We start from the raw sequence: 23,387 nt of genomic DNA, 5'->3' as shown, positions 1-23,387 counted from the left end.
CATGGCAAAGAAAACATATTCTATTTTTGGAGCAGGTGCTGCCGGACTTTATACGGCATGGAGGTTGCTTGATGGAACTTCCAAAGACAAAAAAAACGAAAAAATGCTTGTGAAAGGCGATGTATTAGAACTCTATGATTGGGGACAATACGATTTTTCTAAAAAAGATCCGGGTACAAGAGCACCGGGAGCACGTGTTTGTACTTGGCACTATAAGGACAATAAAGACAATTCGTATCTGGAATTGGGAGGTATGAGATATTCCTACTGGAACGGCACTCCAATGGGAGCCGGACATCGTGTAGTGACTAAAACGATAGAAAAACTGGATCTGCAAAAAGATTCTATTTCCTTTAATGAGTCGGCTGATCCCTTAATGTCTTTGCGTGCCAAAAACATGTATGTCTCCAGTGTCAATTCTAATCAGCCCGCACCTTATGCAGCAAACAATTACGCCGAAGATGCTCCGCCGGATGATGGGTTTACAACCATACAATCGGTAGCGATTACACAGACATCAGGGCCTACCACCCGAAGAGAATGGTGTAAGTTTTATGATGATGGAAGAATCAATATTGAAATGCCGGAGAGTTCGATCTTTAAAAAAGGAGATTTACTAAAAGAAATCGGATATTGGAATTTGGGTTATGATATGCTTGGACAGGAAGGTTTTAGTTATTTGTCTGATGGAAATGGCTATAGCTCAAACGTAGTAAACAGCAACAGCGCCCAGTCGTTTAATGTCAATGACGAATTTACACCCGGAACACAATACAAAACTTTGATAAAAGGATATTCCAGTTTATTTGATGCTCTGTTTAATGAAGTCGAAAAACTGGCGAAACAGAAAGGGATTACGTTGAGTTATTTCCCAAATATCAGACTGCGTTCTATTGTGCATATCAAGTCCAAAATACATTTTACGACAGCAACACGTCTGGCACCGGATAAACTGGCAGAAAGTAAAACATGTGATGCAGCCTTTCTTGCTATGCCAAGAGCGGCTATAGATTTGGTAGCTCAGGCAAGCCGATACAGCGACAAAGATGGCCTGGATGTATTAAATCACGAAAAAGTACAATTGTATCTGGAATCTGTAATTATGGAACCTTCATACAAAATAGGAATGTTTTTCAAGACACCATGGTGGAGAGAAACGCCCGAGGGAGGTCCAACGTATCCGGCTAAACTAACGAGTTACTTTTTGACACAAGAAGGAATAGTAAAATTAAAAAAAGAAGGTTTCCCTCCTGAATATCTTAAAGGAATAGAAGAATCTAAAAATCCGGAGATTATTGGTAATTCGTTCAACGATAAAGGTAGTTTTATAGCTGCTGTAGAAAATGCCATACAAGAGCGTCTAACGTATAAACAGGAAAGTCAAATCTCAACAGTGGCCGAATTAGACACTATTGGTCCAAGTATTACCGATATGCCGATCCGACAAGTGGTTTATTTTGGAGATAATGCCCTAAAAGAAAAAGGAGAAAAAGTATATGGTATTCTGGCCAGTTACGATGATATTCAATATACAACCTTTTGGAAAGCTTTAGAATTAGGCCCAAAAGCGACACGTAAGATTCCGGAGTCCAGAGATTGTCAACCGCTTATAGGGCCAAGAACTGCCACACCTGTTATGGTAAAAATGCTTCGCTCGCAATTAGCGTCATTGCATTTCGGACCACAAACCGATTATTCTGCCGTGCCGGAGCCTTTAGAAACGAAATATATGGATTGGTCGTTGCCTCCTTTTAATGCCGGTTATCATGCCTATAAATCACACTATGACTTAGGCGATGTGCAAAGAAAGATCAGAAAGCCATCACAGCTTATTCCGAAAACAGATTGCGATATTTTTATCGTTGGCGAGACCTACTCAAACGATCAGGCATGGGTGGAAGGTGCTTTTTGTACTGCCGAATCTGTTCTGAATGACTTTTTTGGTATCGAACCTATTATCGATGAAAAACACTATCCGTTTATTTGTCCGGAATAGTTTAAGAAAGACAAATTGATACCTGTTTAATTTGTCGGGAATAATTCATGAAACTTGTCAAATCTCTATGTTACTTATAGGTTTGACAAGTTTTTTTTATTCACGCAGATCTGCTCCGCCAGCTCGCTATCCCTCGGGTTGCAGATTAGGCTGATTTTTTTGTTTTGTGATCTGATAAAAGTAATCTGAACCAATCTGCTACCCGAGTGATAGCAAACTGGCGAAACAATTTAAATTTTGGAATTTAACATAAGTAGTATTAAAAACAAAAAAGCCCCGGATTTCTCCGAAGCTTTATCTTGATAACATTGCTCTTATTTTTAAAGTAAAATAGATATTGTTAAAAACAAGTAAACTTTGTTATAAAGTGTTAGTAGTTAATAAAGTAAAATTAAAAAGAAGAATGGCAGTCTTATTAATTGTATCTTTGCAGTATGAGACAAAAAGTTAATATAGCGGACATTTTTCCTAAATATTTATTTTGGGACATGGATTATAATAAGCTTGATATTATAAAAGATAAGGCCGTCATAATTCCAAGGGCACTCTATGCAACTACACCTGATACATTTGAATCAGATATTGTGCTTTTAGAAAGTCTCTATTCTTCTTCGGATATTATAAAATATTTAAAACAAACTACAGAGAACATTAGTAATAATGTCTGTAAAAGTGTTGCCAAAAGGTATAATGTAGAGGCTTTCAGTCGTTTTGCTTTGTAGATTTACTAACCAAAGGGTTTAATTTTATGAGTGCTGTATCTCCTGAAATATTAAAAGTGATCTCAGAATTACAGAACTTGCCTTCTCTCTCAGGATTTGCATTGGGAGGAGGGACTAATCTTGCTTTGCAGTTTAATCACAGAATTTCTGATGATATTGATTTGTTTTCTCCTGATATAATTGGACGGGAGGGCTTCAGAAAAATAGCAGAAGAAGTTGTTGAGTATTATGGAGATAAAGCTATTAGATTTGATAGGCCGTGTGATATTAATGACCAGTTTGTTTTCTTAAGGTTTTTCGTTGTTATTTCTAAAGAATTAGTTGTAAAAGTTGAACTGCTACAAAATATGAAGAACCTTTACCCGATTGAAATGAAAGAAAATATTCGTCTTTTATCTAAAATAGATATCGGTTTGTTTAAATTAGTAAGTGCGGCGAATCGGACAACAAAGAAAGATATTTATGACCTTGATTTTATAACTAATGAAATTTCTTTGGTTAAACTTTATGAAGAATTAAAAGTTAAAATGTCTAAGTTTAGCAGCGAAAATGACAGAACTATTTTTGATTTAGATAAACATCTTTCACCAATCAACAATCCCCAGTTGTTTTTAAAATTTGACGCAGTCCAGAGTACAATAAAACTTCCGTCTCATTCTCACGATACTATACATATAGTTGAAGGGAGCAAACAGTGGGCAGTTTCAAAGATAGACTGGCGTAGTAAAGTGAGAAATTTGTATTCTCATTTAGACATTCGTTTTCCAGGACCGCAGGGTACGAGAATAAGATAATATACTTTGAAAAAATACCAAAGCAACCTCCAAAAAAAGCGTTTTTAGAAATTTAGATTTTCGTCGTGAGCGATAGCGAACAGGCGAAGCAATTTAAAATTGGAATTTGGAATTTAAAAAGTTTGGAATTTAACATAAGTAGTATTAAAACAAAAAGCTCCGGATTTCTCCGAAGCTTTTTTACTATTAGAATTCTATAAGTTGCTTTTATTTAACTCTAAAGGTTACTTTACGTACTAATTTACGAGCAGCATCTGAATCTTTTTCAACTGAATTATCTTCACCATCAGCTACAATATTTAAGCGAGATGCTTTTATGTTAGCTTTCACTAAAACATTCTTAACACTATTGGCTCTTGAAGCAGATAATTTGTCATTGTAAGCAGATTTACCAATTTCGTCAGCGTGACCAATAATATCTACTGAAGCATTTGGATTGTTTCTTAAGTAGTTTAAGATAAAGTCAATACCTTCTGTAGAAACATTTGTTGGTGTAGATTTTCCAAAATCAAAATAAGTACACACATAACCACCGTTGATTAGATTTTTGATCAACTCATTGTTGTTTAATACAGGAGATTTATCGGTATTACTTCCGTAAGTTTTTAACAAATAGCTTTCTAATTCGTCAGGAACATTGTTGTTGTTTAAGTCGATAGATTTTCCTTTTGTATTTACCATTACACCAGAAATAGTGTTTGGTTCTTCATCTAAATAATCCGGAACACCATCTTTGTCAGTATCTAACATAGAATTTTCAATGTCATTGATTCTTTTTTTCAAATCATCAATTTCATTTCCGTTATCGATAACCCAGTCAGCATGTTTTTGGTTTTTACCTAAATAAACAGTCAAACCTACTGTACCATTAAAGACAACTCCCGAAAATCCTCTTGATTCTACCGCACTTGCACCATCAAAAGCTACATTTTGGTTTGAATTTACAATAGTTGTAAAGTCACCTGTTAAAACAAGTCGATTCGATAATTTAATTTGTCCGGTTACACCAGCAATAAAATTACCCATTCTGTCTTTTAAAGCAGAATTTTGATCTTCTAACTGTGCTAATCCAAAACCGGCATGACCTAAAACATTAATTGTGTTAGTCCATGTTTCAAAATTCATGATGCGTCCTAAGTTAGCAACTGCCTGAAGATCTGCTCTGTAATATCTGGTGTCAAAACTTTTAGAGTTGTTTTTGTCTGTAAAACTATTGTAACCAGCGTCAACTTTCAAACCAAATTTGTTATTAAACATGTATCTAACTCCCAAATCAACAACATACGGGCTTGGCGTAGAGGTAAAATAACCAGAAGTCATTGGTTTTTGAGGTTTGTTTACTCCACCAGCCAATTCGATAGACCATTTGTTGTAGTCGGTTGTTTTTGTACTTTTTTCATTTTTTACCTGAGCATTTATGGCAGATACCGCCGAAGCAAAAACTAATGTAATTATGAATTTTTTCATTTTATTAATGTTTAAAATTTTTGGCAAAACTAGCAGACAATGATTCATCAAAAAAATGGGCAGTAATTAATTGTGGTATTTTAGAGGACCAACTGACAGGAAGTATTAGTAAGTTTTTAATGGCAACTATTTGGAAATTAATTGTTTGTGTTTTTACTTTTTCGGAAATGTTAAACTTCTATAATTAATTGGTTGCCGGCCTTATTTTGATGGAAAAATAGTTGTGAATTAATTTATTTTTTCGAAATGTCAGTTGAAATAAAAAAAGGTATTTTGTAGAACAAGTTCTACACTTGATTTTTTATTGTTCTACATGATATTTTGCATAAGGTAGGTATTTTCGCTGCTCCTTTAAATAAAATAAAAATATATTTCAAAAAATGAATTATAATATGTAAATTGTTAGAGGCATTTTACTCGACTAAAAAGATTCCCCCAAATCTCGTTTAAATAGGTATTGTCGATATAGTTACTTTTGGTTTTACAAGGGCTGAGCTTCATTAAGTTATGTAAGCTGCTTTTGTTTTTTTAAACTATAAGTAACTTTTCCGTTTTAGATTTTAATTAGTTTAATCTAATTAACTAGCTAAAAAAAATACTTATTTGAATTGTAGTACATCATTTGTGATAATACTGTATACCTATTTAAAAACAATTAATGGGTTAGTAATTTATAACTCATTATTTTTTATCATCTTAAATTGTAAAATTTTGATTAGAAAATATTTAATGAGTAATAAGTCCAATGACTTAGATCTAAAACTCAAGTATCGAAAAATTATTCAGTATACCTTAATAGCTGCTGTAATAGTGCTACAGCTACTTGTAATTATTATCTGGTACAGGCAATCGGCCCAAGAATCTGAAATTTCGAAAACGCTGGATTCTTTGAATTCATTGAATAAAATAGCACATTTTACAGGTAAAATAAACAATTCATTTATTGATTCACAACGCAATTTCAATGCTTATACAAGTAATAAGGATTCGATTTCGCTTGCTAAATACACGGCTTCTTTAAATGAAATAAGTGATTTAATTGACAGCCTGAGCTTAATTAGCAGAGGTAATAAAGATTTTGTTAAGATTCTGGAAGAAAAGAATCAGTCGGAATTAAAAATTTTAGCATTAAAATCGAGTATTGATTCTATTATTAATGCACAGCTAAATACAAATAATACCAAAATTTCAGAAGATTTTAAACTTAACAGATTTGAATATAAAAAGATTTTAGATGATGTAAAAACGGATTCTTATATTAAAGTAGACAGTGTATCTAAAAAAGGATTGTTTTCGAGACTAGGAGATGCATTAGCCGGAAGAATGGATGTGCAGAAAGAGCAGTTGAATGTAACTGTAACGATGAAATACAACGATAAAATAGTTTCGGGAAGTATCGAAGATCAGATGGCTAATTTAGTTAAGACAACTAATAAGTACTACGAAAATCAGTTTAAAACCCTGAAAAATTCTTTTATCAGTTTAAGAGAACAGGACTCAAAACTAACGAATCTTAATAATAAGCTTTTAGAATTAGAAGCAGAAATAATTCCTACTTATAATAATTCTATAAGTGCGCTTCAAAGCGATGATCAGAAAAAAATTCAAAATCAATATATTTCAAGTAAAGCGGCAAGAAATTATACAATAGCAATTTTAATTGTAGTGATGCTTTTCATATCTGTTATCATTTTAAGTTTTACAAGAATGGCTTTTGAATATGAGAAGAGACTGATCGTGGCTCAAAATCAAATTCGTCAAAATCTGAATTTCAAAAATAGAATTATGGGGATGATAAGTCATGAAATCAGATCACCGCTAAGTATAATTTCTATTTACAGTAAAATGATCAGCTCTTCGATTAAAGATCTTGAAATAAAAGAGACCTTTAAGTCAATTCAGTTTACAACAAATTCGTTGCTTCTTTTGGCTAATCAGATCCTGGACTATTCTAAAGACGAAAATCGTTCGCCTAAATTAAAAAGCCACGAATTTGAGCTGAAAGGAGAAATCAATGAAATTATTTCTTCGATGCGTTCACTGGTAGAAAGTAAAGGGAATAAAATTGAGATGAATTCCAGTCTGCTTTCAAATGTTGAGGTGAACTCTGATGCAATAAAAATTCATCAGCTTTTTTACAATATTATAGGTAACGCTAATAAATTTACTACAAACGGGTTAATATCGATTGTAATTAATCATGAAAAAGTTACAAATAAGCAGTTAAATTTAAAAGTAGAGATTCGGGATAGCGGAATCGGGATTTCAGAACACGACCTGAAAAACATATTTGAGTTGTATTACCAGGGAGAAGTTTCCGGAAAAGTTAACGATCTGGGCGTTGGATTAGGGCTGAATCTCTGTAAAGAAATAGTAGAGTTATTTGGCGGACAAATAAATGTTGAAAGTAAAGAAGGGAATGGTACAAAGATTGCCTTTAATTTGTTTTTAAATTTAGTTTAAAACAGCAATCGTGTTAATTGGGGACTAATTCTTCGAGAATCCAAAAGGGGAATAAGTTAAATAACGATTTATAATAATTTTAATTTATTTAAATGCAAATGAAATCATCAACCAACTATAGTTTTTTAATTGCCGATGATCACAGCGTAGTGCGACAAGGCGTTTCTTTAATTATAAAGCAACTTTTCGCGAATGCTTCGATTTATATGGCAGGGAATTTTAAAGATACATTTCAATTATTAAGAGAAGTAAAATTTGATTTATTAATTTTAGATGTGAATTTTCCCGACGGGAACAGTATTAATTTCCTGGCAGAAATAAAGGCAATTCAGCCCGATCTTAAAATATTAATCTTCTCAGCGTATGATGAAAATATCTATGCGATGCGCTATTTAAATGCCGGAGCTTCAGGTTATTTAACTAAAGAAACGACAGAAGATGAAATGAAGAATGCCATTAGTACGATGATTTCATCTGGGAAATATATTACTCAAAATGTAAAAGATCAAATTTTAGATTCTTATATTACAAAAAAGCCAACAAATCCTTTAAGTCTATTATCAAATAGAGAAATTGAAGTTGCGCAATTATTGATTAAAGGTTACGGGAATCTGGAAATTATAGAGATGTTGAGTATTAAAAAAACTACGGTTAGTACTTATAAAAGCAGAATTTTTGAAAAGCTGGAAATAAATAACCTCGCCGATTTAATTAAATTTTTTCAATTGTATTATGATTAAATTTTTGAGAGCAACGGGTAAAAAATATACTTAACACGTAGAAATATAGATTTTACTTCTAAAAAAGTGTATAAAAATGAAACACATTTTTATCCCATAGTCAAACTATGACATCTTCGACTTCGCTCAGACTGATAATTGGCATTTAAGAGTTGTATACTAAAAACAGGAATCTATAGGTTCCTGTTTTTTTTGTAATAAACGTTTCGTTTTTCGGTCTATTTTATGAGATTAAGCTCAAAAGTTGTGGGCTTTTTTTTTAAAGACTGGCTTTTATGTCAAAATGTGCAGTTTGTTTAACCGCAAGGAGCGCAGGGATTTTTTGTTAGCTGCTATCGCAAAGAGTTCGCAAAGAATTTTGTTTTTACTGATCGCAAAGTGCGCAAAGTTTTTCACGCAGATTCAGCAGATATTTTTATTCTGTAATTCCGATAAAACAATCTTGCTAAATCTGCGTGAAAAAATACCTCGCAAACATAGGAGCCCGCAAAGCTTTTATCGGAACTGTTATTTTTTATCTTGGCGAATCTTGCGCAGAACTTTTGCGACCCTTGCGGTTAAACAAACACAATACTTGCGAAGATTTTTACACCTGATCCGTTTTCGTATAGATCCGTTTATTTTTGGAATTTGGGGTTTAAAAAATTTGGAATTTTATGTAGAAATAATTCTACATAAGAAGGTCTGATGTTCTATAAAGTATTGATTTTATTGGTAGTATTTTTGAAATGTCAAAAGAGAAGAACTTAATTTAAGATTATTAAAGGATGATTTTCTATTTGATTTTTTGTTGTTACAGACGGCTTTAGTATGTGTTTTTGGATTTTATATATGCCGTGTCAATTTTCTTTGAAGTGGCCGTCTGATCAGCAAAAAAGTTTTTGTTTTTACTAAAACCGTGGGGGTTAAAAAAAAGGAGAGAGAATGTTTGAATTGAGATTTAGTATAGTGCATTTTATGGAATCTCTCCTTTATAATTTATAGAAAACAAAACCTTTTTAGCGCTGAAGTAACTTTTAGCAATAAAGGTTTGATTGTAAAATGGAAGATGATGAAGAAAAGAGCACTCATATACGGCAATCAAAAATGCTTTTCGAAATATTTAAAATGCAAATTTAATCGAGAATTTACATTTGATGTTTGTAAAGACTTTAAATGTTTAAATGGTGAATTTGATACCTATTCTGTAATAGTATTTGTGATTTATACAGAAGACAATCTGCTTGATTTTTTTAAAATATACGGTAGCGGTGTTCCGCTTGTGGTTTGCGCTTTTAATAATAGAATAGTAGAAGTTTTGAGTGATTTGGATGGTATTTTTTTATTGGACACTTCGAAAATCCGATCAGAAATATTAAATCAGTTGCATTTTTATTTTCAAGAAGCGGTCCCTAGCATTCCATTATGGAACACGACAGATTACAAAAAGACTTCGCCCGGGTTTTGACCTCATTTATATCCTAAATTAATAAAAAAGTTGTAAAAAATAAGAGTATGGAATTCAGTTTTTATAACCCAACAAAAGACAATACCATCGATAATTTGAAAGCCAAATTGTTTGATGAAATTCAGGATGCACTTTTTGTATTGACAATATCGGCCAACAATGATTACGATGTACCTTTTATAAATGATGCAGCATATAAAATGTTTGAAGTTTTGTCGGATGAAATGTTCACCAATACCATACTTTCTGTTTACAGCCGAATTGATCAGGAAGATAAAAGTAGCGTCAAACAATCTTTAGTTAATTCAATAAAAAAAGGAAAAAAATGGAATACCACTTTCAGGGCGTATTTGCCAATGAAAGGATTGCGTTGGTTTCAGATAAAATCTAAGAGAGAAGTGAACTTAGATGGAAGTATTTCGTTTTACGGTCGAATTACGGATGTATCGGAGTTAAAGGCGCAAGAACTGCAACTTAAAATTTCAGAGGAACGTTTTAGGTTTGTTTTAGAGGCTTCAAATTCAGGTGTTTGGGATTGGGATTTGAAGAAGAATAAAGTGTATTATTCGCCACAATCTTTAAAAATATTAGAATTGGATGTTTCTTCTTCTCTAGATTCTCCGGAGCGTTGGAACGAGATTATTCACCCGGATGATCTGGAAAAATATTATGAGGGACTTTATGCTCATTTTGAGAATAAAACGGCTTTTTACGAAAATTTCCACCGTGTGTTAACCATAAATAAAAAGTACAAATGGGTTCTTAACAGAGGAAAAGTAATAGAACGTGATACTAACGGAAAACCTTTAAAAGTAATAGGAACGCATACTGATGTTTCAGTTCAAAAGGAAAAAGAGCTTGAATTGATCAGAAAGATGGAAGTATACAGTAAAAAAAATAGCAGATTACTGAATTTTTCCCATATCGTATCCCACAATTTAAATTCGCATGCAGGAAATTTTAAACTGCTGCTGGATATGATTGATTTAGAAGAAAATTTTGCTGAAAATCGGGAAACAATGAAGTATTTAAGAACTGTTTCTAACGATCTCAATAAAACAATTGAAGATTTATCACAGATTGTAAACATCGAAAACAATACAGACATTATTGTTGAACCATTGAATTTGAATGTTTATTTAAGTCGGGTTCTCAATATAATAAGTGCTTACAGTCATGAAAATAATGCGACTATTATCAATAATATACCGCAGGAAGCGACTATTAATTTTAATCCCGCTTATCTCGAAAGTGTCTTGCAGAATTTATGTACAAATGCAATAAAATATGCCAACCCGAAAAAGTTTTTAATAATTGAATTTAATTTTTTCCTCGAAAAAGGGAAAAAGGTATTGACAATAAAAGATAACGGTTTGGGGATTGATCTCAAGAAATATGGCCATTTGGTATTTGGAATGTACAAGACATTTCATAAACATGAGAGGGCAAATGGCATTGGACTATATATTACAAAAAATCAGATTGAATCTATGAACGGTTATGTTACCGTAGAAAGCCAGGTAGGAAAAGGAACGACTTTTAAAATCATTTTTAACGATTAGAGGGCCATCATTAACAATCTATATAATATCAATTTACAAAACAATAAATTTTAAAATGGAAAAATTTGTAATTAATAAAAAGGCAAATGGAGAATTTCAATTTGATTTTAGAGATAAAAGAGGGAAGATTATTTTGAGCAGTGGAGGATATACAAGAAAATTAATGTGTTTGAAAGGAATTGAATCTGTGAAACGTAATTCGCAGGACGATGTAAAGTTTTTTAGAAAGACCACTTTAAACGATGAAATGTATTTTAAACTAAAAGCCTTCAATGGTAAAATTATCGGAATAAGTAAAATGTTTAAAGACAGATTTTCGCGTGATAAAGGAATAGATTCCCTGAGAAAAAAAGCTCCCGGTGCTGTAATTGAAGACAGATCGAGACAATCAATTAAAATGTTATACATGCCAACTTCTTATGGTATTGCGGTTTAGAAATAAGCTTAGATAAAATATTGAGACTAATTATATTTTATAATGTTTAAGCCTATTATCCTGTCATATCCTGTGTAAAGGTTTACCAATTCTATGCTCTTTTATAAATTATAGAGGCTTATTAGTACATTTTAACAAGACATATTATTCACTTTTAGCAAAAATGAAAACAGCGTATTTTGTAGAACAAGTTCTACAAACGACCGTCAGATATTCTACATGTTTTTGATTTTGAGTACTTTACATTTGCCCGTCAAATTAATTATCGAGGATTACTAAAGCTTTTTTTTACAGACTCCCAAATCTAACACAAACTTAGCTGCTTAAAGTTCTTGGAATCGAGAATTTATTCATTTTAAATTTGGATAATCCATCTCTATTAAAATTAATTTTTTTTAAAACATTTTGTATGAAAAATTATTACTTACTGCTTTTTTTAACAGGATTTAGTTTTTGGAGTTATGCTCAGGTTGGTGTGGGAACCCCAATGCCCAACGCGTCAAGTCAGCTTGACATTACTGCTACAAACAAAGGTATACTTATACCTAGAGTTTCATTAACAAGTACTACAGATAAGACAACTATTACACAGGGAAATGTAAATAGTCTTTTGGTTTTTAATACACAGACCATTAATGACATCATGCCAGGTTACTACTATTGGTATGTTGATAAATGGTTTAGAATGGGTTCAGCTCAAACTGAAACTATTACGACTTTAGTAGATAATAATAACGGTACTATTACGTATACAAACGAAAAAGGGATACCGGTAACCATAAATTTAGCTTCAGGAACACAAGGACCACAAGGACCACAAGGAATTGCTGGAACCAACGGAACCAATGGAGTTGATGGGAAATCAGCATTTGAAATCTGGAAAGAAACAACCAACAATACCACTGCTACAGTTACAGAATATTTAGCAGCATTAAAAGGAGAAACAGGTTTACCAGGTACTAATGGTACTAATGGAACAGCAGGAACCAATGGAGTTGATGGAAAATCAGCATTCGAAATCTGGAAAGAAACGACTAACAATACTACTGCTACAGTTACAGAATATTTAGCAGCATTAAAAGGAGAAACAGGTTTGTCAGGAACAAATGGTACTAATGGAGCCGACGGAAAAGGAATTACCAGCACAGTAAATAACGGTAACGGTACATTTACCATCACTTATACAGACGGAACAACTTTCGTAACTTCTGACCTAACAGGACCACAAGGAACTGCAGGAACTAATGGTACTAACGGAACCAATGGAGCTGATGGAAAAGGAATTACCAGCACAGTGAATAACGGTAACGGTACATTTACGATTACTTACACAGACGGAACCACTTTCGTAACTTCTGATCTAACAGGACCACAAGGAACTGCAGGAACCAATGGAGCAGATGGAAAAGGAATTACCAGCACAGTAAATAACGGTAATGGTACATTCACCATTACTTACACAGACGGAACCACTTTCGTAACTTCTGATTTAACAGGACCACAAGGAATTGCAGGTACTAATGGTACTAACGGAACCAACGGAGCAGACGGAAAAGGAATCACCAGCACAGTGAATAACGGTAACGGTACATTTACCATTACTTATACAGACGGAACAACTTTTGTAACTTCTGATTTAACAGGTCCACAAGGAACTGCAGGTACCAATGGTACTAACGGAGCCGATGGAAAAGGAATCACTAGTACAGTAAATAACGGTAACGGTACATTTACGATTACTTATACAGACGGAACCACTTTTGTAACTTCTGATTTAACAGGACCACAAGGAACTGCAGGAACTAATGGTACTAACGGAACCAATGGAGCAGATGGAAAAGGAATTACCAGCACAGTAAATAACGGTAATGGTACATTCACCATTACTTATACAGACGGAACCACTTTCGTAACTTCTGACCTAACAGGACCACAAGGAACTGCAGGAACCAACGGTACTAACGGAACCAATGGAGCTGATGGAAAAGGAATTAGCAGCACAGTAAATAACGGTAACGGTACATTTACGATTACTTACACAGACGGAACCACTTTCGTAACTTCTGATTTAACAGGTCCACAAGGAACTGCAGGAACTAATGGTACTAACGGAACCAATGGAGCAGATGGAAAAGGAATTACCAGTACAGTAAATAACGGTAACGGTACATTCACAATTACTTACACAGACGGAACCACTTTCGTAACTTCTGATCTAACAGGACCACAAGGAACTGCAGGAACTAATGGTACTAACGGAACCAATGGAGCAGATGGAAAAGGAATTACCAGCACAGTAAATAACGGTAACGGTACATTCACCATTACTTACACAGACGGAACCACTTTTGTAACTTCTGATTTAACAGGGCCACAAGGAACTGCAGGAACTAATGGTACTAACGGAACCAATGGAGCTGATGGAAAAGGAATTACCAGCACAGTAAATAACGGTAACGGTACATTTACCATTACTTACACAGACGGAACTACCTTCGTAACTTCTGATTTAACAGGTCCACAAGGAACTGCAGGCACTAATGGTACTAACGGAACCAATGGAGCTGATGGAAAAGGAATTACCAGCACAGTGAATAACGGTAACGGTACATTTACGATTACTTATACAGACGGAACAACTTTCGTAACTTCTGATCTAACAGGACCACAAGGAACTGCAGGAACTAATGGAGCCGATGGAAAAGGAATTACCAGTACAGTGAATAACGGTAACGGTACATTCACAATTACTTACACAGACGGAACCACTTTCGTAACTTCTGATCTAACAGGTCCACAAGGAATTGCAGGAACCAATGGTACTAATGGAGCCGACGGAAAAGGAATTACCAGCACAGTAAATAACGGTAACGGTACATTCACCATTACTTATACAGATGGAACCACTTTTGTAACTTCTGATTTAACAGGACCACAAGGAATTGCAGGAACTAATGGTACTAACGGAGCTGATGGAAAAGGAATTACCAGCACAGTAAATAACGGTAATGGTACATTTACCATTACTTACACAGACGGAACTACTTTCGTAACTTCAGACCTAACAGGACCACAAGGGACTGCAGGTACCAATGGTACTAACGGAACGAATGGAGCCGATGGAAAAGGAATTACCAGCACAGTAAATAACGGTAACGGTACATTCACCATTACTTATACAGACGGAACCACTTTTGTAACTTCTGATCTAACAGGACCACAAGGAACTGCAGGTACCAACGGTACTAATGGAACCAATGGAGTTGATGGAAAAGGAATTACCAGTACAGTAAATAACGGTAACGGTACATTCACCATTACTTATACAGACGGAACAACTTTTGTAACTTCTGATCTAACAGGACCACAAGGGATTGCAGGAACCAATGGAGCAGACGGAAAAGGAATCACCAGTACAGTAAATAACGGTAACGGTACATTCACCATTACTTATACAGATGGAACCACTTTCGTAACTTCTGATCTAACAGGACCACAAGGAATTGCAGGTACCAATGGTACTAACGGAGCCGATGGAAAAGGAATTACCAGCACAGTAAATAACGGTAACGGTACATTTACGATTACTTATACAGACGGAACCACTTTCGTAACTTCTGATTTAACAGGTCCACAAGGAACTGCAGGTACTAATGGTACTAACGGAACTAATGGAGCCGACGGAAAAGGAATTACCAGCACAGTAAATAACGATAACGGGACATTTACGATTACTTACACAGACGGAACCACTTTTGTAACTTCTGATCTAACAGGACCACAAGGAGCTGCAGGTACTAACGGAGCTAATGGAGCTGATGGAAAAGGAATCACTAGTACAGTGAATAACGGTAATGGTACATTTACGATTACCTACACAGACGGAACCACTTTCGTAACTTCTGATTTAACCGGACCGCAAGGAATTGCAGGTACCAATGGTACTAACGGAACCAATGGAGCCGACGGAGCCGATGGAAAAGGAATTACCAGCACAGTGAATAACGGTAATGGTACATTTACGATTACTTACACAGACGGAACCACTTTCGTAACTTCTGATTTAACAGGTCCACAAGGAACTGCAGGTACCAACGGTACTAATGGAGCCGATGGAAAAGGAATTACCAATACGGTGAATAACGGTAACGGTACATTCACCATTACTTATACAGATGGAACCACTTTCGTAACTTCTGATCTAACAGGACCACAAGGAACTGCAGGTACCAATGGTACTAACGGAACCAACGGAGCAGACGGAAAAGGAATTACCAGCACAACCAATAATGGTAACGGTACATTTAGCATTACTTACACAGACGGAACTACCTTCGTAACTTCTGACCTAACAGGACCACAAGGAATTGCAGGAACCAATGGTACTAACGGAACCAATGGAGCTGATGGAAAAGGAATTACCAGCACAGTAAATAACGGTAACGGTACATTTACAATTACCTACACAGACGGAACAACTTTCGTAACTTCTGACTTAACAGGGCCAAAAGGTGACACTGGAGCACAAGGACCAACTGGATTAACAGGCGCTCAAGGAGCTACCGGTGCTCAGGGACCAATAGGATTAACAGGTGCACAAGGGGTAACGGGAGCCAAAGGAGCTGATGGAAAAGGAATTACCAGTACAACCAATAACGGTAACGGTACATTTACAATTACCTACACAGACGGAACCACTTTTGTAACTTCTGACTTAACAGGACCAAAAGGTGATACTGGAGCACAAGGACCAACTGGATTAACAGGCGCTCAAGGAGCTACAGGTGCTCAGGGACCAATAGGATTAACAGGTGCACAAGGGGCAACGGGAGCCAAAGGAGCTGATGGAAAAGGAATTACCAGTACAACCAATAACGGTAACGGTACATTTACAATTACTTACACAGACGGAACCACTTTTGTAACTTCTGACTTAACAGGACCAAAAGGTGCTACTGGTGCGCAAGGATCAACTGGATTAACAGGTGCTCAGGGAGCTACTGGTGCTCAGGGACCAATTGGGTTAACAGGTGCACAAGGACCTGCAGGAGCTACAGGTGCCCAGGGAGCAACTGGTGCAACGGGACCAGCAGGCCAAGGAGGTGTTACTACAGCAGGTACTAATATTTCTATAACTGGAGCTGGAAGTACAGCAAGCCCGTATGTAGTAAATGCGATCATACCGGCAACTACTCATACATTCTCAAATCCGGTTAATACAATTACTTCAGTTGTAAATGGAGTAAGTGTTAGTGCACCGGCAGTAAATACAGTGGCAAACGGATTGAGTGGAACTAAACTAACAACAACTGTAAATGGAATCTCAGGTACAGCTTTAGATTTGGCTCCGGCAATCACTAGTTTGATAACAGCAGACAATGGTTTAACAATGACTAGTGGTAATGTACAATTGGGCGGGTCATTAATCAAAGCAACAACTGTTACTACAACCGCTGCCAATACGTTGGCAGTAGCAGGTTTGCAAACGGGTAATAACACCAACATTTTTAATGGAAGTACTTATACATCAACAGCAGATCGTATTGTAGTGGCTGATCCATCAACGGGTATGCTAAAACAAGTAAAAGCAGCAATGCCAAAATTCTTTTATGCACCATCTGTTGTAGTTCCAACTCACAATTCGTCAGGAGTTGTATTAGCAGGATCTCAGACTTTAAATATTTATACTTTTTACACACAACAATTCGGATTTAACGCTGCAGCAGGGCAGGCCAGAAGTAATTCATCATCATCATTACCGGTACTGTCGGCAGCTGATTTAGATTATTTTGTAACTTATTTTGATACAAATGTATTCAATACCGTAACTGTTTCAGCAGCCGGGGTAATTACGTACACAGTTAAATCTACTGCCGTTCCTACGGAAGCTTCGTTTATGAATATTGTATTTAAAGTAAAAGACTAAATATGAAAAATATAGTATTGAAAGTCTGTTCGAAACTAACCTTTTTATTGCCTCTACTGTTTATTCAGACAGTAAGTGCACAATTATATGGTGATTTTCCATACAGTCAAAGTTTTACTTCTACTACCAAACCAGCAGAAGTAATATTGCCAACAGGTTCAGGGACAAATGCAGCTGTATTTACAACAACAGGAGTAGAATTAACACCGGCAACTAACAGCCAGTTTGGAGCTATCATTATTGATAATAAAAAATTTAATAGTGCAGTTGGGATAAAAATTTCATTTGAATATTCCATTTATGGAGGAACAGGAGCAGATGGTATAAGTGTATTTTTATTTGATGCAGCCGTTACTCCGGTAATTGGAGCTAAAGGTAGAGGAATGGGATATTCCTATTTAAGAGCCAATGACACCTATGCCTCACTTAGAAAACAAGGTCTTTCGGGAGCCTATTTGGGTATTGCGTTAGATGTTTACGGTAACTTTAAAGGGAGCCCCTTTCAGACCGATGCAAGGGTTAACGGAATTGATGCCCCTTCAGGAGGTTGGGCAAATTCAGGATCCAGCCACGTTACATTAAGAGGAGCTGCAGGAGGGTTTTTAGATTCTAATGGTAAGTCGGCAGGATTCTCCGGATTCCCAGTACTTAAAACACAAAGTACTTTGACTCCATTAGCAACATCAAACGGAGGAGGAACGCTTACTGCTTTGGGAGGATATACTTTTAGTAAGGGTATCGCAGATAATTTTAATCTTCGATCAGGGGCTTTTACTACGGATCCTAATAATAGTGCCTATCGAAAAGCATTTATTGATCTTTTTCCAAATGCCCTTGGAGGTTATAATGTTACCGTAAAAATACAGCATCAAAATACCGTTACAACGATAATTGATAATTATTGGTATCAGCCAACGATTGTTTATACTGAAAATTCAAATCCTCTTGTTACAGATTTCAATACAGCGAACGCTGAGGGAAATACAACAACTCATACTTTAAATACGACTATTCCTAACAGTTTTAAAGTTGGTTTCGGAGCTTCTACAGGAGGTCTAAATGATGTACATAAAATATGGGGCTTGCAGGTAATTTTGCCTTATGCTGCTGAAGCTTTACCGGATAACGCAACAATTTGTAAAAACAATTCGGTTACTATTAATCCTTATGAAAATGATGTTGCGTACAGCGGACCAACTTTTGGAACACCAACAGCATCATCCAGCAATATTGATTTCAGCCAATTTCGATTTCTTAATAGTGACGGAACCACAGCGAGTAATCCTTTTTTGGTTACCAATAGTCAAGGGACTTTTTCATACAACTCGACTTCCGGAATTGTAACCTTTAAACCGGTACAAGGATTTACAGGTAAGGCTGAAATCTCCTACAATATAAAAGGTAAAACATATCCGGCAGGAACTTTTCAGCCTTATGGAGATGAGGGATTTCGTTCAACAAAAGCAGTGATTTCTGTTGATGTGAAAAAATGTCAGGTAATCACTAATCCAATGCTGCCGTCAAAGATTAATGCTAAATATTAAAAAAAAGATTTTTAGATGTTTCATCTCAAACGTTTAGTTATAAAATCGGACTAAAAAACAAAGCATATGAAATTTAAAAAGCAAAATATTTTAGGAACTCTTTTGTTATTCGGTAGTGGAATAGTAGCAGCACAAACAGTAAATGTTGGAGACCTGTATATTACTTCAGGAACCATTATGTCTACTGTTGGTGCGATGGATAATCAAAGTAGTGGTAACCTTTTTAATGATGGGGAGTTTTATTTATACAGTCATTACAATAATGATGGACTGGTAACTTTTTCTCCTGGCACACAGACGGGAATAACACGAATGAACGGAATAACCGGGGCTCAACAAATATCAGGAACATTACCAATGCAATGGAATCATGTTGAGTTTAAAAACGGTACTATACAACCTGCGTTTCATCTTTCTAACGAAGTGACTATTAACGGTACAGCTGATTTTCAAAACGGAATTATAGATAATGATAATTTCGGCGGTTTGTTAGTTTTCGAAAGTGGCTCTAAAGCAGTTAATGTAAGCGATAACAGTCATGCTGACGGAAAAGTGAAAAAGAATGGGAAAGAAGATTTTATCTATCCTATTGGAGATCAAAACAAATACCGATTTGCAGGGATTTCAGCACCAACTGAGGTATTGAGCAGTTTTACGGGGAAATACTTTTATGAAAATTCGGATGCATTATATTCACACAGCCAAAAAGCAGCTGAAATAAAGCTCATAAACAATCAGGAATACTGGACACTGGATAAAACCGGTGGAAGTTCCGATGTAATGCTGACTCTAAGCTGGGATGAAACATCAACTACTCCGGCAGACGTGCTGGTATCGCCGCAAAGTTCGATACATATAGTACGCTGGGATGATAAGCAGCAACTTTGGATTGATGAAGGAGGTGTTGTAGACAGCAATAGAAAAACAGTCACTACACCTGTAAATGTTGCGGGATATGGAGTATTTACGACGGCAAGAGTTGATGACGGAATTGTATTGGCCTGTACCACTTTAACAGTTTACAACGCCGTATCTCCAAATGGAGACGATAAAAACGATTACTTCAAAATCGACGGTTTAACAGAATGTTCGGCAGATAACACAGTGGAAATCTATAACCGATGGGGAGTAAAGGTTTTTGAAACCAGTAATTATGATTCTAAGGGAAATGTTTTCAGAGGTTATTCTGAAGGCAGGGTGACGGTTTCAAAAGACAAAATGCTACCAAGCGGAACTTATTTTTACATTTTAAACTTCAAATATCCGGGAACTAAAACTCAGACGGTAAAAAAATCCGGGTACCTGTATTTAAGCAGGGATTAATCTTTTTAGGAGGGCTTTAATTTTAAGAATAACCTAAAAATAAAACAGCATAAAAACGATTTTTTTCCAACATGCTGTCGATTATTTATAATTAAAAATATAAACATGAGAATAAATTTTTTGACCCTATTTATATTTCTTACAGGGTATTTGTGTTCTGCACAACAAGATGCTCAGTTCACACAATACATGTACAATACGATAACTATTAACCCTGCTTATGCGGGATCAAGAGGAGCATTAAGTGTTTTTGGTCTCTATAGAACGCAATGGGTTGGACTTGACGGAGCACCGGAAACAAGCAGTTTTTCTGTTAACACACCAATAAACGGCAGTAATTTAGGAATCGGTGTTTCATTGGTAAATGATAAAATTGGTCCAACAAATGAAAATAATTTCTCAGCAGATCTTTCCTATACCATCCAAACATCGGCAGAATATAAACTTTCATTTGGTATTAAAGGAACGGCCAATTTATTCAATTTAGATATGAATAAATTAAATCCGGAAAATCAGGGTGACCCTCAATTTCAAGACCTGCGTAATAAATTTTCTCCAAATATAGGAGCGGGGATTTATTTGCATTCTGATAAAGCCTATGTAGGGCTGTCGGTTCCAAATTTTATCGAAACCAATCGGGTTAATGGTGATGATATCGCTATTTATAGAGACAAAATCAACTATTATTTAATTGCGGGTTATGTATTCAATTTAGACCATTATCAATACCTCAAGTTTAAGCCTGCGGTACTTGCTAAAATGGTTGAGGGGGCGCCATTGCAGGTAGATGCTTCAGCTAACTTTATGTTTAATGATAAATTTGTTGTTGGTGTTTCTTACAGATGGAGTGCTGCCTTAAGCGCGACAGTTGGATTTCAAATAACAGATGGTCTTTATATGGGGTACAGTTATGATCACGAAACTACTCGCCTAAGACAATATAATTCAGGATCTCACGAAATATTTCTGAGATACGAATTCTTAAAAAACTACGGTAAAATTACAACTCCTCGTTTCTTCTAAAAATATTGATGATGAAAAAATATATACTCTTTAGCATACTAATAAGTGTGTTTTCATTTAATGGCTATTCACAGAAAACATCATCTGCAGATAAAAAATACAACAATTATGCGTATATAGATGCTATTCAAACCTATGAGAGGATAGCTGAAAAGGGATACAAATCTGAAGATATGTTCAGAAAATTGGGGAATTCCTTTTACTTCAACTCTAAATTTGATCAGGCGGCAAAATGGTATGGAGAGTTATTTGCTATGAATAAAGAACAAGATTCCGAATATTATTACAGGTATGCACAAGCATTAAAATCAACAGGAGATTTAGTAAAAGCCAATCAAATTCTGGATCTATTTAATCAAAAAACTAAAAATGATTCAAGAGCCCGACTTTATGTATCTGATCGAAATTACCTCGAAGAAATCAAAGCAAATTCAGGTCGTTACAAGATTGAAGATGCAGGAATAAACAGTAAATTCTCGGACTATGGAACTTCATTTTATCAGAATAAAATCGTTTTTACTTCGGCAAGAGATACAGGTAATTTCACAAAACGAATCCATAAATGGACAGGAGAACATTTTACCAATCTTTATGAGTCTGAATTAGATCAGGATTTCGTTCCCAACAAACCCAAAAAGATCAAATCTAAAATCAATTCTAAATTTAACGAATCGACTCCAATAGTTACAAAAGACGGAAAGACAATGTACTTTACGCGAAATAACTTTATTGATGGTAAAAAAGGAAAAGATGGTAACAAAACTACTTTAGTTAAAATTTATAAAGCGGAGTTTGAAAATGAAAAGTGGGACAACATAACAGAGCTGCCATTTAATAGTGATACTTACAGCACAGCGCATCCCGCACTAAGTCCCGACGAGAAAACATTGTATTTTGCTTCTGATATGCCGGGTACAATCGGACAGTCTGATATTTATAAAGTCAGCATCAATAATAATGGTCGTGGGTATGGAACTCCCGAAAATTTGGGGCCAACAATTAATACAGAAGGAAAAGAAACCTTTCCGTTTATTACTGCCGAAAATGAAATTTATTTTGCTTCAGACGGGCATCCCGGGCTTGGAGGTTTAGATGTTTTTGTGGGCAAAATAGAGGAGAACGGTGTTAATAATATTCAAAATGTAGGAGCAGATGTCAATTCACCCGCAGATGATTTCGCCTATGTAATTGATACGGCATCAAGAAGAGGCTTTTTTTCTTCAAATAAAGAGGGAGGTATGGGATCTGACGATATTTACAAGTTTTTAGAAACCAGAAAACTTCAATGCATTCAGGAATTAAGCGGTATAATCTCGGATAGCCAGACGGGTGCTATTCTTAATGGAGCAAAAGTTTCTTTGTATACTAAAGAACAGGTTTTAATAAGCATTACTATATCTGACCCAAACGGATATTATAGTTTTCCTGTAGAATGTGCTAAAATGTATCAGGTAAGAGCTGAGAAAACAGATTATACAACCAAGGAAGTCAGTATCACTATTGCATCACAAAATGGTAAAACAGATTTGCCAATTGCTTTAGATAAGACAACTTGTCAAGTAGCGGTAGGAGATGATTTAGGGAAATGTTTTGGTATCAAAATGATTTATTTTGATTTGGATAAAGCTGACATTCGTACAGAAGCGGCTTTAGACTTAGAAAAAATATTAGATGTATTAAAGCAGTATCCGACAATGACTCTGGACATTCGTTCGCATACCGATAGCAGACAAACGCACGAGTATAATGAAAGATTATCTAATAGAAGAGCTCAATCTACGCTACAGTGGTTGGTTAAGAATGGTATTTCTGCAAAAAGACTAACAGGCAAAGGTTACGGAGAAACCCAGCTAATTAACCGTTGCTCAGATGGTGTAAAATGTACCGAGGAGGAGCACCAGGCAAACAGAAGAAGTGAATTTATTATTACTTCTATGTAATTTT

Annotated in this window: 14 protein-coding genes; 13 read left to right on the top strand and 1 reads right to left on the bottom strand. The window is 35.5% G+C overall.

The genetic code is table 11. The features are described from left to right. Position 1: 1 nt before the first annotated feature. From G3A47_RS02820 to G3A47_RS02810, 3 genes are all read left to right on the top strand, one after another. Positions 2–1,996 (top strand): FAD-dependent oxidoreductase, encoded by a 1,995-nt coding sequence (locus G3A47_RS02820; RefSeq protein WP_166920205.1) that lies wholly within the window; start codon positions 2–4, stop codon positions 1,994–1,996. 434 nt (positions 1,997–2,430) lie between these two features. Further along, the gene (locus tag G3A47_RS02815) at positions 2,431–2,718 is read left to right on the top strand and encodes a DUF6922 domain-containing protein (RefSeq protein ID WP_166920203.1); all 288 of its coding nucleotides are present in this window, start codon (positions 2,431–2,433) and stop codon (positions 2,716–2,718) included. A 26-nt stretch (positions 2,719–2,744) separates the two neighbouring features. Beyond that, complete coding sequence (locus G3A47_RS02810) at positions 2,745–3,512, top strand: nucleotidyl transferase AbiEii/AbiGii toxin family protein (protein WP_166920201.1); 768 nt, start codon at positions 2,745–2,747, stop codon at positions 3,510–3,512. A gap of 207 nt (positions 3,513–3,719) precedes the next feature. Here the strand turns inward: G3A47_RS02810 and G3A47_RS02805 are convergent, their stop codons facing one another. After that, a complete protein-coding gene (locus tag G3A47_RS02805) occupies positions 3,720–4,979 on the bottom strand; it encodes an OmpA family protein (RefSeq protein ID WP_166920199.1) in 1,260 nt (419 codons plus the stop codon). A 20-nt stretch (positions 4,980–4,999) separates the two neighbouring features. Here G3A47_RS02805 and G3A47_RS23645 point away from each other — a divergent pair, with 20 nt between their 5' ends. The 10 genes from G3A47_RS23645 to G3A47_RS02760 all read left to right on the top strand — a co-directional run bounded on the left by G3A47_RS23645 (position 5,000) and on the right by G3A47_RS02760 (position 23,383). Beyond that, positions 5,000–5,167, top strand: a complete 168-nt coding sequence (locus tag G3A47_RS23645) for a hypothetical protein (protein ID WP_208328335.1) — start codon at positions 5,000–5,002, stop codon at positions 5,165–5,167. A 541-nt stretch (positions 5,168–5,708) separates the two neighbouring features. Next, complete coding sequence (locus tag G3A47_RS02800; protein WP_166920197.1) at positions 5,709–7,442, top strand: sensor histidine kinase; 1,734 nt, start codon at positions 5,709–5,711, stop codon at positions 7,440–7,442. Positions 7,443–7,540: 98 nt separating this feature from the next. Continuing rightward, positions 7,541–8,182, top strand: a complete 642-nt coding sequence (locus G3A47_RS02795) for a response regulator transcription factor (protein ID WP_166920195.1) — start codon at positions 7,541–7,543, stop codon at positions 8,180–8,182. Positions 8,183–9,676: 1,494 nt separating this feature from the next. Further along, entirely contained in the window at positions 9,677–11,191 is a 1,515-nt protein-coding gene (locus G3A47_RS02790) for a PAS domain-containing sensor histidine kinase (RefSeq protein ID WP_166920193.1), read from the top strand. Between the two features lie 55 nt (positions 11,192–11,246). Then, positions 11,247–11,627, top strand: coding sequence for a YegP family protein (locus G3A47_RS02785; RefSeq protein ID WP_166920191.1), 381 nt, complete (start codon positions 11,247–11,249; stop codon positions 11,625–11,627). 409 nt (positions 11,628–12,036) lie between these two features. Beyond that, entirely contained in the window at positions 12,037–17,553 is a 5,517-nt protein-coding gene (locus G3A47_RS02780; protein ID WP_166920189.1) for a beta strand repeat-containing protein, read from the top strand. Between the two features lie 2 nt (positions 17,554–17,555). Beyond that, positions 17,556–19,097 (top strand): hypothetical protein, encoded by a 1,542-nt coding sequence (locus G3A47_RS02775; protein ID WP_166920187.1) that lies wholly within the window; start codon positions 17,556–17,558, stop codon positions 19,095–19,097. Positions 19,098–19,163: 66 nt separating this feature from the next. Then, the gene (locus G3A47_RS02770; RefSeq protein WP_166920185.1) at positions 19,164–20,420 is read left to right on the top strand and encodes a gliding motility-associated C-terminal domain-containing protein; all 1,257 of its coding nucleotides are present in this window, start codon (positions 19,164–19,166) and stop codon (positions 20,418–20,420) included. 105 nt (positions 20,421–20,525) lie between these two features. Continuing rightward, positions 20,526–21,443, top strand: coding sequence for a PorP/SprF family type IX secretion system membrane protein (locus tag G3A47_RS02765; protein ID WP_166920183.1), 918 nt, complete (start codon positions 20,526–20,528; stop codon positions 21,441–21,443). A gap of 11 nt (positions 21,444–21,454) precedes the next feature. Then, positions 21,455–23,383, top strand: coding sequence for an OmpA family protein (locus tag G3A47_RS02760; protein WP_166920181.1), 1,929 nt, complete (start codon positions 21,455–21,457; stop codon positions 23,381–23,383). Positions 23,384–23,387 lie beyond the last annotated feature (4 nt).

Source organism: Flavobacterium poyangense, from assembly GCF_011751075.1.
Classification (GTDB): Bacteria; Bacteroidota; Bacteroidia; order Flavobacteriales; family Flavobacteriaceae; genus Flavobacterium; species Flavobacterium poyangense.
This window is presented reverse-complemented; position numbering and strand designations above follow the sequence as displayed.

Bases quoted from the DNA above. Each gene is read 5' to 3' on its own strand.
- G3A47_RS02760 (WP_166920181.1), top strand. From the start codon at position 21,455: ATGAAAAAATATATACTCTTTAGCATACTAATAAGTGTGTTTTCATTT.
- G3A47_RS02785 (WP_166920191.1), top strand. From the start codon at position 11,247: ATGGAAAAATTTGTAATTAATAAAAAGGCAAATGGAGAATTTCAATTT.
- G3A47_RS02800 (WP_166920197.1), top strand. From the start codon at position 5,709: ATGAGTAATAAGTCCAATGACTTAGATCTAAAACTCAAGTATCGAAAA.
- G3A47_RS02780 (WP_166920189.1), top strand. From the start codon at position 12,037: ATGAAAAATTATTACTTACTGCTTTTTTTAACAGGATTTAGTTTTTGG.
- G3A47_RS02820 (WP_166920205.1), top strand. From the start codon at position 2: ATGGCAAAGAAAACATATTCTATTTTTGGAGCAGGTGCTGCCGGACTT.
- G3A47_RS02775 (WP_166920187.1), top strand. From the start codon at position 17,556: ATGAAAAATATAGTATTGAAAGTCTGTTCGAAACTAACCTTTTTATTG.
- G3A47_RS02765 (WP_166920183.1), top strand. From the start codon at position 20,526: ATGAGAATAAATTTTTTGACCCTATTTATATTTCTTACAGGGTATTTG.
- G3A47_RS02815 (WP_166920203.1), top strand. From the start codon at position 2,431: ATGAGACAAAAAGTTAATATAGCGGACATTTTTCCTAAATATTTATTT.
- G3A47_RS02810 (WP_166920201.1), top strand. From the start codon at position 2,745: ATGAGTGCTGTATCTCCTGAAATATTAAAAGTGATCTCAGAATTACAG.
- G3A47_RS02770 (WP_166920185.1), top strand. From the start codon at position 19,164: ATGAAATTTAAAAAGCAAAATATTTTAGGAACTCTTTTGTTATTCGGT.
- G3A47_RS02805 (WP_166920199.1), bottom strand. From the start codon at position 4,979: ATGAAAAAATTCATAATTACATTAGTTTTTGCTTCGGCGGTATCTGCC.
- G3A47_RS02795 (WP_166920195.1), top strand. From the start codon at position 7,541: ATGAAATCATCAACCAACTATAGTTTTTTAATTGCCGATGATCACAGC.
- G3A47_RS02790 (WP_166920193.1), top strand. From the start codon at position 9,677: ATGGAATTCAGTTTTTATAACCCAACAAAAGACAATACCATCGATAAT.